Origin of the sequence: Mesorhizobium sp. M0571 (assembly GCF_040320985.1) — a bacterium.
GTDB lineage: Bacteria > Pseudomonadota > Alphaproteobacteria > Rhizobiales > Rhizobiaceae > Mesorhizobium.
This window is the reverse complement of record NZ_JAMYQT010000001.1, coordinates 160,880-174,562: the sequence shown is the minus strand read 5'-3', so window position 1 is coordinate 174,562 and position 13,683 is coordinate 160,880. Positions and strand designations below refer to the sequence as shown.

The window sequence follows — 13,683 nt, the reverse complement described above, 5'->3', positions numbered from 1 at the left end:
GGATGCCCCTCAAAGCTCTCCGCGCCCGCGCTGATCTTCGGGCGCGAAGGCGAGATCGACAGGCAACGGCGCCTGCGCCGTCATCGGCGCGAAACTGCCGGTCTCGGTGGCGGGCACGGGCCGCACCATGACGACGCGCCAGAGAACGAACAGGCAATAGGCGGCGGCAATGACGATCGCCACATAAATGAAGGTCTGCGTGCCGTAGATGGCGGAAAGCCCGGTCACAATGCCGGGCACGACGAAGCCGGACAACGACCAGGCAAACAAAAGCGAGCTCGACAGCGCCACCATATCGTCCTTGCCGGCGCGGTCGCCGGCATGGGCGCTGGCCAGCGAATAGATCGATTCCGAGGCGCCGTCCCAGACCACGTAGATGACGAGCAGCGCCGCCAGCGCGCCGCCGTCGAAACCCAAGGCAAACAGGCCTGCCGCTGCGGCAAGTGCCGACGCTGCGATCAGCACAAAGCGCCGGTCGGTGCGGTCGGAAATCCAGCCGAGCGGAATCTGCAGGATCAGCGTGCCGACCGGCATCGCCGAAAGCAGCAATGCGACGTCGGCCTGGCTGTAGCCCTTGGCCGTGGCATGGATTGGCACAAAACCCGAAATCGTCATCGACAGGCCGCCGACGGCAAGCATGCCGGCAACGCCGACCGGCGAAATCCGCCAGGCCCGACCGAGCGCCACGGACGCTGCTTGCGGCGGCGGTGGCTGCGCAAGCCGCGTCAGCCCGACGGGGAGGATCGACAGCGCGGTGAAGACGATGCCGATCAGCGGCGCGTCGGCCGCGCGGATATCGACCAACGCCAGCGTCGAATAGCCGACGCCGAGGCCGGCGACATAGGCAACGTAGAAGGTAGCCATGACCCGGCCGCGGATGGCGTTGTCGATGACATCGTTCAGCCAGCTCTGCGCGACGATGAATAGTCCGCAAATGGCAAAGCCGTAGAGCGCCCGTGCAGCGATCCACGGCAATGGATGCGGCCCGGCGCCTACGGCGGCGTTGGATAGCACGATCAGCGCCGACAGCACCATGAATGCGCGGGCATGACCGACGCGCCGCACCAGCGGCCCGGTCAGGATACAGCCGGCAAGGCCGCCGGCCGAAAGACCGGTGACGATCAGCCCCGCCCATGTCGGATCGAAGCCCTCGGCGCCGAGCCGGACAGGGATATAGGCGAACATCAGCCCATTGCCGACGGCGATCAGCGCCATCGACAAGAGGATGCTGGCAATCGCGATCGACGGCGCCGGCTGCTTGCCGTGCCCCGGACCGGTCCTACCCTGGTCGCGCTCGAGAATCTTCATGACCGAGGATTGCCCATCAAGCTGGCAAAGACAGCCGCAAATGCGACATGGCCGGACTTGCCTTCTGTGCAGGCTCAGCCCTTTGCCACCTTGCGGATCGCGCTCGACGACAGCGACGAACGCGGGCCGTGGATGAAGGTCCAGGCCGGCGCCTTCATACGGGCGAGCCGCGGTGCGTCGCCCTCGTCGACGCGGGCATAGTCGAACGTCTTGGCGACCACCGATGACAGGAACGACAGCGTCGCACCTGGCCGGTCGATCACCGCGATTGGGAACGTCATCACGATCCGGCGCCAGCGCTGCCAACGGTGGAAATCGCGAAGCGAGTCGGCCCCCATGATCCAGACGAAATCAACGCCGGGGTTGCGCGCCTTGACCAGCGCCAGCGTGTCGGCGGTGAAGCGGACGTGGTGGGACGCCTCGAAGGCGGTGACCTTGATCTTCGGGTTCTTGGCGATCTTTTCGGACAGCTGCAGCCGCTCGGCCAGCGGCGCCAGTTCACCGGCATTCTTGAGCGGATTGCCGGGCGTCACCATCCACCACAGCTGGTCGAGCGCAAGGCGTCTGAGCGCGATCTCGGCGACCAGCGCGTGGCCGGCATGCGGCGGGTTGAACGAACCGCCGAACAGCCCCACGGCCAGGCCTTTTCCGGCATGTGGCATGTGCAGATAGTGGGAGGGAACGGGTTCCTTACCCTCCCCCTTGTGGGGAGGGTCGATCCGCGAAGCCGAGCGGGGTGGGGGTGTTGCAGAGTTCAGCGTCGCACCCCCACCCGGCTCGCGATGCTCGCCACCCTCCCCACAAAGGGGAGGGTAAGACCGGCGCTCAAGGCCTCACCTGTCCCGACCCGCGTACGCGATATTTGAACGACGTCAGCTGCTCGACGCCGACCGGCCCGCGTGCATGCATCTTGCCGGTGGCGATGCCGATCTCGGCGCCCATGCCGAACTCGCCACCGTCGGCAAACTGGGTCGAGGCGTTGTGCAGAAGGATCGCCGAATCGATCTCGTTGAAGAACCGTTCGACGACCTTTGCATCCTCGGCGACGATCGCCTCGGTATGATGCGAGGAAAAATTCTCGATATGCTCGATCGCGCCGCCAATCCCGTCGACCAGTTTCACAGCGATGATCGCGTCGAGATATTCGGTCACCCAATCGGCTTCGGTCGCTGGCTGGCCATCGGCATAAAGCTTCAGCACCTCGGCGTCGGCGTGGATCTCGCAACCTGCCGCCCGCAAGGCTTCGAGGATCGGCACCAGATGGCTAGCAGCGACGGCACGGTCGACCAGCAGCGTCTCGGCAGCACCGCACACCCCGGTGCGCCGCATCTTGGCATTGACGGCGATCTTGGCCGCCATGTCGAGATCGGCCGATCGGTCGATATAGACATGGCAGATGCCCTCGAGGTGCGCGAAGACCGGCACCCGTGCCTCGTTCTGCACACGCTCGACCAGGCTGCGGCCGCCGCGCGGAATGATGACCTCGAGATTGCCGGAAAGCCCTTTCAGCATTTCGCCGACGGCGGCCCGGTCGGTGGTCGGCACCAGCTGAATGGCATCTTGCGGCAGCTCGGCCGCCTTCAGCCCCTCGACCAGGCAGGCATGGATCGCGGCGGAAGAATTGAGTGAATCCGAGCCGCCGCGCAGGATTACCGGATTGCCCGCCTTGAGGCAGAGCGCGCCGGCATCGGCGGTCACGTTCGGCCGGCTCTCATAGATGACGCCGACGATGCCGAGCGGCGTACGCACCCGTTCGATATGCAACCCGTTCGGCCGGTCCCATTCGGTAATGACATCGCCGACCGGATCGCGCAACTCGGCGATTTCGCTGATACCGGCTGCCATGGCGCGGATGCGGGCGGGATCGAGCTTCAGCCGATCCATCGACGCTGCCGATAGGCCAGCCTCCTCGCCGTTCCTGATGTCGATGGCATTGGCGTCGAGAATACCCTGCTCATGCCGAAGGATCGCCTGAGCCATGCCGATCAGCGCTGCGTGCTTGCGCTCGACCGCAGCTATGGCCAGCGGTCGGGCCGCGGCACGCGCGCGGCGGCCGATATCGGCCATCAGCGCGACCGTGTCATCCCGGGATTTTTCATGCAGCTTCAGCATGGCTCATCCTTCGCTATGTACCTGGTCACCGACCATTTGGTCACCACCGGCATGGCTCACCACAAGGTCATCGCGGTGGATCATCGCCGAACGCGCTTCGTAACCGAGCACGGTTTCGATCTCTGTCGTCTTCAGGCCAGCGATCCTTACGGCATCGGCGGCATCATAGGCAACCAGCCCGCGCGCGATCTCGCGGCCCTCGGGCGACAGGATCGCCACCGTGTCGCCACGCGCAAAATTGCCGCTGACCAGTTTGACGCCGGCCGGCAGCAGCGACTTGCCGGAGAGCAGTGCGCCGATGGCACCGGCATCGACGGTCAGCCGTCCCGCCGGTTCGAGCTGCCCGGCGATCCAGGTCTTGTAACCTTTGACGGGGTTACTGCTCGGCCGGAAGAAGGTGGCGCGCTCGCCGCGCTCGATTGCCAGCAGCGGCGACAGCCGCGTGCCTGATGTGATGATCATGGCGGTACCGGCGGCGGTGGCGATCTTGCCGGCGTCGAGCTTGGTGCGCATGCCACCGCGCGAAAGCTCCGAAGCGGCAGCACCCGCCATCGCCTCGATGTCGGGTGTGATACGGTCGACGACCGGAATGAACCGGGCTTGCGGGTCGCGTGCCGGCGGCGCCGTATAGAGCCCATCGATATCGGAAAGCAGTACCAGCAGATCGGCGCCCATCATGGTGGCAACGCGCGCCGCCAGCCGGTCATTGTCGCCATAGCGGATTTCTGACGTTGCCACCGTGTCGTTCTCGTTGATGACCGGCACCGCTTTCATCTTAAGCAGCGTCGAAATCGTTGCCCGCGCATTGAGATAGCGGCGGCGCTCTTCGGTGTCGCCGAGCGTCAGCAGGATCTGGCCCGATTTCAGGCCGCCCTTGCCGAGCGCATCCGACCAGGCACCAGCCAGCGCGATCTGCCCGACAGCAGCAGCGGCCTGGCTCTCCTCGAGCTTCAGCGCCCGTTTGCCAAGGTCGAGAATGGTGCGGCCAAGTGCAATCGCACCGGACGACACGACCAAGATTTCAGCGCCGCCATTGGCCAGCACGGCGATATCGTCGGCAAGCGAGGCCAGCCAGTCGCGCTTCAAGCCCGTCGTGCGGTCGACAAGCAGCGCCGAGCCGATCTTGACGGCAATGCGCCGATAATTCTTCAGCGATTGCGCGGCCATGGCTACGTGTTCCAGCGCGTCTCGACCGGCGCAGCGATAGCTTCGCGCGCTTCGGCCACCACCGCCATCAGCGCGCGCAACACGGCTTCGACGCCTTCGCCGGTGACTGCCGAAAGCAGCATCGGCGCGCGGCCGGCGGCGCGTTTCAGCGAGGCGGCTTTCGCCTTGCGCGCGGCGGCATCGAGTATGTCGACCTGGGAAAGCGCGACGATCTCGACCTTGTCGGTCAACCCGTTGCCATAGGCGTCGAGTTCGGCGCGCACGGTCTTGTACGCCTTGCCCGGATTTTCTTCCTGCGCCGAGACGAGGTGCAAAAGGACGCGCGTGCGTTCGACATGGCCGAGGAAGCGGTCGCCGATGCCGATGCCTTCATGCGCGCCTTCGATCAGGCCGGGAATGTCCGCGATGACGAATTCGCGCCCGTCGATGCGGGCCACGCCAAGGCCGGGATGCAGTGTGGTGAAGGGATAATCGGCGATCTTCGGCTTGGCTGCGGTGACGGCCGCCAGAAAGGTCGACTTGCCGGCATTGGGCAGCCCGACCAGGCCGGCATCGGCGATCAGCTTGAGCCTGAGCCAGATGTTGAGCTCTTCGCCCGGCTGGCCGGGATTGGCGCGGCGCGGGGCCTGGTTGGTCGAGGTCTTGAAATGCTGGTTGCCGAAGCCGCCATTGCCGCCCTTGGCCAAAAGGAAGCGCTGGCCAACGACGGTCAGATCGCAGATCAGCGTCTCGTTGTCCTCGGCAAAGACCTGCGTGCCGGCCGGCACTTTCAACGTCACGTCGGCACCCTTGGCGCCGGTCATGTTGCGGCCCATGCCGTGCGTCCCGGTCTTGGCCTTGAAATGCTGTTGGTAGCGATAGTCGATCAGCGTGTTCAGTCCGTTGACCGCCTCCACCCAGACATCACCGCCGCGGCCGCCGTCGCCGCCGTCCGGACCGCCGAACTCGATGAACTTTTCGCGCCGGAACGACACCGAACCGGCGCCGCCGTCGCCGGAGCGGATGTAGACTTTGGCTTGATCGAGAAATTTCATCGGATTGCTGAGTTTCTGCTAGTGGGCTTGCGGCATTGCTCTAAACCTTCGGCACTGCTCTAAACCAAGGCAGGGCGAAGGGCGAGGGCTGTTTATGAACATGGCCGGAGTCGCAATGAAGCTGGTAACCTACAACATCCACTACGGCATCGGTCTCGACGGCCGCTATGATGCCGGCCGCATCGCCGATGCCGTGCGCGGCGCCGACGTGATCGCGCTGCAGGAGGTCACCCGCGCCAATCCCAACAATGGCGGCCGCGACATGGTGGCCGAGCTCGGCGAGGCACTGCCCGACTATTTTGCCGTCTACGGCAGCAATTTCGAGGCCGACGCCGGCTCGCGCCTGGAGAACGGCCGAGCCATCACGACCACCTTCCAGCTCGGCAACATGGTGCTGTCGAGAACGCCGATCCATCTGTCGCGCAATCTCCTTTTGCCGCGCAGCCGCAGTTTCGAAGCGATGAACTTCCAGCGCGGCGCACTGGAGGCGCTGATCGAAACGCCGCTTGGTTTCATCCGCTTCTATTCCACCCATCTCGACCACCGCAGCCCGGTTGAACGGCTGAGCCAGATCCGCTTTCTGCGCCAACGCCTGTTGAACTACCCGCTTGAGGGCGGTGGGCTCTCCGGCGTCGCCGAGATCGGCTTGCCGGACCTGCCTTATCCCAAAGCCTTCGTCGTCATGGGCGACTTCAACATGCTGGCCGGATCGCCGGAATATGTCGAACTCGCCGGCCAGCCTGACCATGAATTCGGCATGCCGGTGACCGCCGACCTCGCCGTCGATGCCGCCGCGCGCCTCGGCGCTGCCGGCGCCGATCTCATCACCTGGGTCGACCCCAAGCGGCCGGATGATGCAAGCCGCCACAAGCGCATCGACTATGTCTTTGCCAGCGCCTCGCTCGCCAAATCGCTAAACCGCCTGTGGGTCGACCGGCAAGCGGTCGGCTCCGACCACGTGCCGGTCTGGGTCGAGATGGCGTGAGCAGCGCCGATCAAAAGTGCACCCAGTTCCTGAGGCTGGTCCAGGTCTTGCGATCAAGGCGGTAGCGCTCGACCGGCACCTGGCCGGCAACGATCGAGTTCAGCATGCCCTGGCCGGCATACTGGAAGCCGCATTTGTGGATGACCCGGCGCGAGGCCGGATTGATGACCCGCGTCGAGGCGTGCAGCACCTGGATCGTGGTTCTCTGGAAGGCAAGGTCGACCAGTGCGTGCGCTGCCTCAGTCGCATAGCCGCGTTTCCAGTACGGCTCGCCGATCCAGTACCCGAGCTCCAGCCCGCGATCCGTGGTGTTGAGCCCGGCGCAGCCGACGAAGGTCTCGGTGCCAGCCAGCGTCAGCGCATAGGCGATTCCCGCTCGGCGCGATGCTGTCATGGCGAGGAAGGCGCGTGCCTCGGCCTCGCCATAGGGATGCGGCATGCGGGCCAACATTTCCGCGACATGGCGGTTGTCGGCGAGCGCCACCAATTGCTCGATGTCGCTTTCACGCGGGGCACGCATGACCAGCCGCTCGGTGACCAGGACCGGGCAATCTATCGCGTAACTTTCGTCGTCTGAGTCTTCCGCTTCGGCAACCATGTCAAAGTCCTCCAGGCACAAGAAAAAGGGGAGATGGAAACCCATCTCCCCTGATCCATTTCCTGGCTTGGCCAGACACCGGTTCCCGAGATGGGTGCCGGTGTTCTCGTGCGGAACCGGCTACTCCGCTGCCTTCGTCATCGGGTTCACCGATACGTAGGTTCGGCCATTGGCTTTTTTGTTGAAGGTGACTGCGCCAGCTTCGAGCGCAAACAGCGTGTGGTCCGTGCCAATGCCGACATTGGTGCCTGGATGCCACGTCGTGCCACGCTGACGAATGATGATGTTGCCCGGAATCACGGCTTCGCCGCCGAACTTCTTCACGCCGAGCCGCTTGGAATGGGAGTCGCGACCATTGCGCGACGATCCGCCAGCTTTCTTGTGTGCCATCTAACTACTCCGATGCGCCGCGAGGCGCCTAAACGATCTTATGAACGCGTTCGCGTTCCGTTTCAAGTCCGATCCGGCGACGATTGCGCCGGTTCGTTCTACTTCTTCGCCAATTCCTTGGCCTGCTCGCGCCAGTCCTTGATCTGGTCGGCGCTGAACGGCATGTGCTCGTCGATCTTGGCGACATCCTTGTCGGACAGCTTGGCGATCTGGGCGAAAGTGGCGATGCCCTGTTCGTTGAGCTGCCCGGCGGCGACCGGGCCGATGCCCTTGATCACGGTCAGATCGTCCGGCTCGCCCTTCGGCGCCTTGAACAACGGCGCGGCGGCGGCGCCTGCCTCGGCCTTGGCTTCCTTCTTTGGCGCAGCCTCTGCCTTCGCTTCGGCCTTCGGCGCGGCATCAGCCTTCGCCTCGGTCTTGGCTGCAACCTCGGCCTTCGCTTCGGTCTTGGCGGCGGCCTTCTTCGCCGGCTTGGCGCCACCCAGCAGGATCTCGGCGATCCTGACGGTGGTCAAAAGCTGGCGATGGCCGATCTTGCGGCGTGAATTCTGCCGGCGGCGCTTCTTGAAGGCGATGACGGTACGGTTCTTGCCCTGCTCGACGACTTCGGCGGTGACCGTCGCACCATCGACGAACGGCGCACCGAATGTGACGTTCTCGCCCTCGCCATGCGCGAGCACACTACCGATCTCGACGATGTCGCCGACATTGGCTTCGAGTTTTTCGATCTTCAGAAGATCGTTGGCGACAACGCGATACTGCTTGCCGCCCGTTTTGATGACTGCGAACATTTTTTGCCTTTCGCTGTTCGGTCGGCCTTGATGAACCGCCTCAGGCGGTTCGGCCGTCTTTTTGTCAGTCTGCGGATTCAAAAAACAAGCGGCGCGGAAGATCCCTCCACGCCGATTGCGCGCTGTCCCTAACCGAAGGTTCGGCTTGAGTCAAGGCAAGCGCCGCGGGCAAGCTGCGAATGGGTTGAGCCCAGTCCGGCAAATATCGAGCAGCGGGCCACCGGAGCCTCGAAGGAAGCGCGGACAGAAGCTGCGGCGCCGGGGCAGATTGGCCCTTGTAACCTGCCTGTCCAGCCGTTATCTAGTGCGCCGCGCCGGCAACGGCGGACCATGACCGCGGAGAGGTGGCAGAGTGGTCGAATGCACCGCACTCGAAATGCGGCATGGGTGCAAGCCCATCGGGGGTTCGAATCCCTCCCTCTCCGCCACTTCAACGGGGGGTCCACTCTGGACACGCCCAGGGTATCAAATTTTGCGCCGGAGCTAGAGAGCGCCACAAGGTTCGGAGCACGTTGCTCTTGGACCCCATGATGCGGACCTCCTTGTTCCTCGACCTCGACCCGCTGGGTGAGTAGCCGGAGGCAGGCAGGCTGCCGAGTGTATCCACCCAGCCGAGTGGTGAAATTCCAGACATATCGGTCTCCTTTCCAGTCTAAGGACGGGGTGGGTCGTTCCGTTCTGTCGACAGATCGGCGAGCCGACACCAGCGGCTGACAGTATCTCTGATCGGGTCGGTGATGGCTTAAGATGGGGGCTATGCAGCCTTCCGCCGCAATTGGCTCACGCTCAGCCACACCGCCGAAACCAGGAAGTAGAGGGCGCCTACTGCGGCATAGCCGGCCACGTTGGTGATGGATGGCGGCATCGGCATCCGCGCCTGCACGATGAAAAACGTACCTGCCAGTGCTGATTGCCCTCCGCTCAGGATCATCGTCCACTGCGCACCATAGCTCTTCCAACGGCGGACTGCGGTGCCGAGTTGAAGCAGGCCGGACAGGATCGCCCATACGCCGAACACCCCGAGCACCCAATTCATGCTCATCTTCAGCGCGAGAACGACCGCGAGCGTTGTCGCCACACTGACCACGACGTTAATGGTCTGCGTGCGATTCTGTCCCAATCCTCCGCTGCGCGATGCGTCGACAAAATTGGCGAGGGCATCCCATGCAGGATAAGCCACGAGTAAAACCGCCGCGATCCCTCCGGAATTCTGTCCCACCGTAAAGGCAGCCGCCACCCAGACAGCCGAGAACGCTGTTCGAGCGAAGTAATAGAGCTTGAGCCATTGTTCCTGGCTGGCGCGAGAAAGATCGCCACTGTGAACCGCCATTGGATCGTCCTTTCGACTAGTAGGTAGAGGCTCTCGACGAACGTCGCAGAGCGATCACGGCAATGGTTATTCGAGATCTAGGGCCGTATCTGGGGAGAAGCGCGGAGTCGCTCCAGGAGCGGGCCTGTCACGACGCCGAATATCTTCGGATCGCCATAGGCCCGTGCCGAAAGCATCGCACCGTGAACCGTTGCCATGAACGCTTCAGCCTCGGCACGAGGGGTACTCATCAGTTGAAGTTGGCCGTGCCGCGCGCCGCGCTCCAGCATGGATGTCAGCCACGCTGACAGGGAGCGGAAATGCGCCCGGACCTCAAGGCCAACTTCCTCGGGCAGAACGGGGAGCTCGCTTGCCAACAGCGCGCAGACACAAAACGGAGCGCTGGCATCCGCGATGCAGGCTTCCCAATACCCAGCGTAGAACCGAAGCTGTTCGAGCGGATCGGATACCTGAAGTTCGAGACTCGCCATCCCCGCTTCAGCTTCTTCCCGATACCGCGCAACCAGCGTTCGGACCAGATCGACCTTGCTTGGGAAATGGTGATGGATGCTCGCCTTACGAATCCCGACCACATCAGAGATGTCGGCATAACTGAAACCGTTGTAGCCGCCAGCGACAATCAGAGAACGCGCACAAGCCAGGATGTCGTCAGAGGTGGTAGATAAGTTGCTCATGCCATACCCTACCTTCTGGTAGGATGGCCGTCAAGCCCTCCTTGCAACGCGAGCGACAAACAGAGAGCAGTAGCGTGGAATTAGGTAGTCATAGCGTAGACGTAGGTCCCATCTTCGTCGTTCACGGCCCGCCATCATTCAAAAAACTCCGGGTGTTTGTCGATCGATTTCGAGGAGGCGGCGACGCCCTCCGGCCGATCGGACCACCGCCAATCGCCGCGCGGCTCTGGGCTTTTGTATCGACTGCGCTATCTCCCCATCGTTAGCCTTGTTGTCGCGCTGGTTGAAGATTGGGAGGTTTCAATGGATCGGCGACTATTTTTGACAGGAATGTTTGGCATTGCCGGGGCCGCCGCCCTTGCGAGCGCAATTCGGCCTATGAACGCAGTGGCGGGCGTTCCAGCTGCCAGAAGCGGCATTCTCGATGAACTCGAGGCGCCGGATATAGAGACCTTCGACGACGACGATACTCAAGCAGAGTTGCAACCGGTCTATCATCGCCGGTGGCACCGGCCACGCCGGCGCCGCCGGCGCGCTTGGAGAAGGGTCTGTCGCGTTTACTGGCGAAATGGCTATCGGCGCAGGCGGTGCTTCCGCAGGCGCGTTTGGGTCTGGTTTCGGTTCTAGCAATTAGCCGGCTTAAACCCTGGCCATCGCGGCCGGGGTTTTCGCCTCAGGCGACCGTTAGTGCCCTTAAAGCTTGTCTAAGGGACGCCGAGGAGGCTGACGGTGTTTGCAGGTTTCAGTGCCAGCAGCTTGCGGCTGGACGATACGACCATTTTCGCAAGGGTAGGTGGCACGGGTCCGCCGCTGCTGCTTCTTCACGGTTTTCCAGAAACGCATCTGATGTGGCGGGATATCGCCGCAGCCTTGGCGCCCCGCTTCACGGTGGTCGCCGCCGACCTTCGAGGCTATGGGCAAAGCGGATGCCCGGTTTCCTCTGCCGATCATAGCCCATACGCCAAGCGCGCCATGGCCGTCGACATGGTTCAAGCCATGAAGCAACTAGGGTTTGAGCGGTTCATGGTGGCTGGGCATGATCGTGGCGGGCGGGTCGCCTATCGTCTGGCGCTCGACCACCCCAATGCGGTGTCTAGAATCGCCGTCCTCGACGTCATCCCAACCGCCGCCGCATGGGATAGGGCCGATGCCAGACTGACGCTCGGCTTCTGGCCCTGGAGCCTTCTTGCCCAGCCGGAGCCCCTGCCGGAGCGTCTGATTGGCGCGGCTCCCGATGCCGTCGTCGACAATGCGATTGGGCAGTGGGGATCGTCGGCAAAAATATTCTCCCAAGAGGTCAGGGACGCCTATGTTGATGCGCTTCGCGATCCCGCTCATATTCACGCGATCTGCGAAGAATATCGGGCCGCTGCCACGATCGATCGTGAACATGACGCGCTAGACCAGGCAAACGGTCGTCGCATCGAGTGTCCGCTATTGGCGCTATGGAGTGGCGAAGGCGGCCTGGAGAACTGGTATACGCAAGAAGGCGGGCCGCTGGCTATCTGGAGAAAATGGGCCGACAGAGTTGAAGGACGCGCTGTCCAAGGCGGGCACTTTTTCCCGGAAGAGTACCCGGGCAAGACCGCAGCGCTTCTCTCGGAATTCTTCGAAGACAAATAGGACGGTCCGGACAGAGTATTGTAGAGATTCACATGCTTCAGTTACGCAGAACTTCGGGAGCGCTTCGCGGCCCGAGATCGAGAACCCTCCGAAATTCGCCCGTCCGGCGTCAACGTGTTTGATAAGAGAATGAAGGCGATCTCCACGGCCACGCCTCTGATATGCAGCCTCATGTTTGTCGGAAGTTGCGCATCGCCTTTGCCTGCATCCTTCGATGCCGCGAAATACGCGACGATGAGTTGCGTCGAACTCAACGTCGCGATAGGCGCGGTCGCCGACGAAATGTCGGCAACAGCCATCGCTCGCGGCAAAGTCGTCCACACCGATATTCCGGACTGGCTATGGGGAGGGCGGCGTGTCGCCTCTGCTGTCACTGCCCGCCAGAGTGCGAAGATCGAGCGCTTGCGGCAGCAGGAGGTTGCGATTGCAGCGGCGAGACGCAGCAAGTGCTAATCGCGCCGCCGGAGTGAGAGCCTGCAAGGCAGAAAGATGATCAACATCGCAGGATGTGGCATTGGAATCGACGGTTGAGAAGACGCACCTCAACGGCGTCGTAGAGCCGCTTGAGACGACGGTTCGCCGCTGCCCGTTCCACTGGCGGCGATGACCTTCTGCACAGGAATTTGCTACTTATGCAGCGGATGAACTGTTGAAAGGCAGCCGGTCTGGCGTAGATTTGGCAAGCGCGAACGACATCGAGAATGCCATGAAGAACGAAGATCTGGAATCTATCCTTGGCCATGGCAACCCCGGCTTCGATCTGGGTCCGATAGAAGACCAACTGCATGCCGTGGCCACCAAGCGGCAATTGCCGGATGTGGCAATCATTCACTGCATCGCAAGGATTGAAGAATCCGCTCCCGCGTTGCGGGCGATCCTCACGAGAGCGGCCGATGGAGAGGCTCTGTCGGAGGATGAGGAGATGCTGCTCTTCAGAGGCTTGCATGTTCTGGGCGGCGCCCGTGACAGCCAGGCATGTCAACCCTTGCTGCGCCTGCTGCGCCGCCCGGAGAAGGAAACCAACCGACTGCTCGGCGACGCCATCACCGAAACCATGGCACGCATCGTCGCGGGCGTGTTCGACGGCGATGTTGACGCCCTGTTCAGCGTCATCGCCGACCGCTCCGTCGACGAATTTACCCGCGAAGCGCTGCTGGGCGCGGCGACCTTTCTAACCTGGGAAGGCCGAATCGAGCGAGATCGGATGCAGCAGTTTCTCGAGCGGTTCTTCAAGGAGAGGCTGGCTGACGACGACGATCACGCCTGGATTGGCTGGCTGGAGGCCATCGCCCTGCTCGCGGTGCGCGATCTTGTCCCGCTCGTCTACAGCGCCTGGGACGAAGACCGTGTGCCGTACGGAGTGCTAGAACGCAGCCATTTCGAAAGGGATCTGCTGGAACGCCGAGCAACGCCCTGATGACATCGATCGGTTCAAGCACGCCAATCTCGGCTATATCGACGATGTGCTCGCGGCGCTGGATTGGACGACTCACGGCATTGGGCTTGACGAGGACGATTGGGAGCCTTGGCCAACCAGAGATTGGTCCAACATGACGCCGGCCACAAACCCCTTGCGCGATGTCGGACGCAACGATCCCTGCCCCTGTGGAAGCGGCAAGAAATTCAAGAAATGTTGCCTCGCAAACTGACAGTTGCCGCAGGACGTTGGTG

At 62.9% G+C, this 13,683-nt stretch carries 15 protein-coding genes and 1 tRNA gene; 6 read left to right on the top strand and 10 right to left on the bottom strand.

The genetic code is table 11. The features are described from left to right. Positions 1 to 9: 9 nt before the first annotated feature. The 5 genes from NKI85_RS00860 to obgE form a co-directional block, all read right to left on the bottom strand. Positions 10 to 1,308, bottom strand: coding sequence for an MFS transporter (locus NKI85_RS00860; protein WP_352775256.1), 1,299 nt, complete (start codon positions 1,306 to 1,308; stop codon positions 10 to 12). A gap of 74 nt (positions 1,309 to 1,382) precedes the next feature. Continuing rightward, the gene (locus NKI85_RS00855) at positions 1,383 to 1,970 is read right to left on the bottom strand and encodes a nicotinate-nucleotide adenylyltransferase (RefSeq protein WP_352775254.1); all 588 of its coding nucleotides are present in this window, start codon (positions 1,968 to 1,970) and stop codon (positions 1,383 to 1,385) included. Positions 1,971 to 2,133: 163 nt separating this feature from the next. Then, entirely contained in the window at positions 2,134 to 3,420 is a 1,287-nt protein-coding gene (locus NKI85_RS00850; protein ID WP_352775252.1) for a glutamate-5-semialdehyde dehydrogenase, read from the bottom strand. 3 nt (positions 3,421 to 3,423) lie between these two features. Continuing rightward, positions 3,424 to 4,587 (bottom strand): glutamate 5-kinase, encoded by a 1,164-nt coding sequence (proB, locus tag NKI85_RS00845; protein ID WP_352775250.1) that lies wholly within the window; start codon positions 4,585 to 4,587, stop codon positions 3,424 to 3,426. A gap of 2 nt (positions 4,588 to 4,589) precedes the next feature. After that, positions 4,590 to 5,621 carry a GTPase ObgE gene (gene obgE, locus NKI85_RS00840; RefSeq protein WP_352775247.1) on the bottom strand — a complete coding sequence of 344 codons (1,032 nt, stop codon included), beginning with the start codon at positions 5,619 to 5,621 and terminating at the stop codon, positions 4,590 to 4,592. A 115-nt stretch (positions 5,622 to 5,736) separates the two neighbouring features. Between obgE and NKI85_RS00835 the strand changes: the two genes are divergently transcribed. After that, on the top strand, positions 5,737 to 6,606 hold the full coding sequence (locus NKI85_RS00835; RefSeq protein WP_352775244.1) for an endonuclease/exonuclease/phosphatase family protein: 870 nt from the start codon (positions 5,737 to 5,739) through the stop codon (positions 6,604 to 6,606). 10 nt (positions 6,607 to 6,616) lie between these two features. Here NKI85_RS00835 and NKI85_RS00830 read toward each other — a convergent pair whose 3' ends face one another. From NKI85_RS00830 to NKI85_RS00820, 3 genes are all read right to left on the bottom strand, one after another. After that, entirely contained in the window at positions 6,617 to 7,204 is a 588-nt protein-coding gene (locus NKI85_RS00830; RefSeq protein WP_352522929.1) for a GNAT family N-acetyltransferase, read from the bottom strand. 120 nt (positions 7,205 to 7,324) lie between these two features. Further along, positions 7,325 to 7,594, bottom strand: a complete 270-nt coding sequence (gene rpmA, locus NKI85_RS00825) for a 50S ribosomal protein L27 (protein WP_023678077.1) — start codon at positions 7,592 to 7,594, stop codon at positions 7,325 to 7,327. A 98-nt stretch (positions 7,595 to 7,692) separates the two neighbouring features. Then, complete coding sequence (locus NKI85_RS00820) at positions 7,693 to 8,385, bottom strand: 50S ribosomal protein L21 (protein WP_352522930.1); 693 nt, start codon at positions 8,383 to 8,385, stop codon at positions 7,693 to 7,695. 338 nt (positions 8,386 to 8,723) lie between these two features. On the opposite strand from NKI85_RS00820, the gene NKI85_RS00815 reads away from it, so the two are divergent. Continuing rightward, positions 8,724 to 8,813, top strand: a tRNA-Ser gene (locus tag NKI85_RS00815). A 326-nt stretch (positions 8,814 to 9,139) separates the two neighbouring features. Here NKI85_RS00815 and NKI85_RS00810 read toward each other — a convergent pair. Together NKI85_RS00810 and NKI85_RS00805 are read right to left on the bottom strand one after the other, a co-directional pair. Then, positions 9,140 to 9,715, bottom strand: a complete 576-nt coding sequence (locus NKI85_RS00810) for a DUF308 domain-containing protein (RefSeq protein ID WP_352775240.1) — start codon at positions 9,713 to 9,715, stop codon at positions 9,140 to 9,142. A gap of 77 nt (positions 9,716 to 9,792) precedes the next feature. Beyond that, positions 9,793 to 10,389 (bottom strand): TetR/AcrR family transcriptional regulator, encoded by a 597-nt coding sequence (locus NKI85_RS00805; RefSeq protein ID WP_352775237.1) that lies wholly within the window; start codon positions 10,387 to 10,389, stop codon positions 9,793 to 9,795. 729 nt (positions 10,390 to 11,118) lie between these two features. Here NKI85_RS00805 and NKI85_RS00800 point away from each other — a divergent pair. The 4 genes from NKI85_RS00800 (at position 11,119) to NKI85_RS00785 (ending at position 13,661) form a co-directional block, all read left to right on the top strand. Beyond that, a complete protein-coding gene (locus tag NKI85_RS00800; RefSeq protein WP_352775235.1) occupies positions 11,119 to 12,012 on the top strand; it encodes an alpha/beta fold hydrolase in 894 nt (297 codons plus the stop codon). 129 nt (positions 12,013 to 12,141) lie between these two features. Continuing rightward, positions 12,142 to 12,465: a hypothetical protein gene (locus NKI85_RS00795; RefSeq protein WP_352775233.1), complete on the top strand. Its 324-nt coding sequence runs from the start codon at positions 12,142 to 12,144 to the stop codon at positions 12,463 to 12,465. Positions 12,466 to 12,718: 253 nt separating this feature from the next. Then, positions 12,719 to 13,429: a DUF1186 domain-containing protein gene (locus NKI85_RS00790; protein ID WP_352775230.1), complete on the top strand. Its 711-nt coding sequence runs from the start codon at positions 12,719 to 12,721 to the stop codon at positions 13,427 to 13,429. Positions 13,430 to 13,562: 133 nt separating this feature from the next. Then, a complete protein-coding gene (locus NKI85_RS00785) occupies positions 13,563 to 13,661 on the top strand; it encodes an SEC-C metal-binding domain-containing protein (RefSeq protein ID WP_352522936.1) in 99 nt (32 codons plus the stop codon). Positions 13,662 to 13,683: the final 22 nt, after the last annotated feature.

Excerpts from the sequence above, each read along its gene's own strand:
- NKI85_RS00860 (WP_352775256.1), bottom strand. The coding sequence starts at position 1,308 with ATGAAGATTCTCGAGCGCGACCAGGGTAGGACCGGTCCGGGGCACGGC.
- NKI85_RS00855 (WP_352775254.1), bottom strand. The coding sequence starts at position 1,970 with ATGCCACATGCCGGAAAAGGCCTGGCCGTGGGGCTGTTCGGCGGTTCG.
- NKI85_RS00850 (WP_352775252.1), bottom strand. The coding sequence starts at position 3,420 with ATGCTGAAGCTGCATGAAAAATCCCGGGATGACACGGTCGCGCTGATG.
- proB (WP_352775250.1), bottom strand. The coding sequence starts at position 4,587 with ATGGCCGCGCAATCGCTGAAGAATTATCGGCGCATTGCCGTCAAGATC.
- obgE (WP_352775247.1), bottom strand. The coding sequence starts at position 5,621 with ATGAAATTTCTCGATCAAGCCAAAGTCTACATCCGCTCCGGCGACGGC.
- NKI85_RS00835 (WP_352775244.1), top strand. The coding sequence starts at position 5,737 with ATGAAGCTGGTAACCTACAACATCCACTACGGCATCGGTCTCGACGGC.
- NKI85_RS00830 (WP_352522929.1), bottom strand. The coding sequence starts at position 7,204 with ATGGTTGCCGAAGCGGAAGACTCAGACGACGAAAGTTACGCGATAGAT.
- rpmA (WP_023678077.1), bottom strand. The coding sequence starts at position 7,594 with ATGGCACACAAGAAAGCTGGCGGATCGTCGCGCAATGGTCGCGACTCC.
- NKI85_RS00820 (WP_352522930.1), bottom strand. The coding sequence starts at position 8,385 with ATGTTCGCAGTCATCAAAACGGGCGGCAAGCAGTATCGCGTTGTCGCC.
- NKI85_RS00810 (WP_352775240.1), bottom strand. The coding sequence starts at position 9,715 with ATGGCGGTTCACAGTGGCGATCTTTCTCGCGCCAGCCAGGAACAATGG.
- NKI85_RS00805 (WP_352775237.1), bottom strand. The coding sequence starts at position 10,389 with ATGAGCAACTTATCTACCACCTCTGACGACATCCTGGCTTGTGCGCGT.
- NKI85_RS00795 (WP_352775233.1), top strand. The coding sequence starts at position 12,142 with ATGAAGGCGATCTCCACGGCCACGCCTCTGATATGCAGCCTCATGTTT.
- NKI85_RS00790 (WP_352775230.1), top strand. The coding sequence starts at position 12,719 with ATGAAGAACGAAGATCTGGAATCTATCCTTGGCCATGGCAACCCCGGC.
- NKI85_RS00785 (WP_352522936.1), top strand. The coding sequence starts at position 13,563 with ATGACGCCGGCCACAAACCCCTTGCGCGATGTCGGACGCAACGATCCC.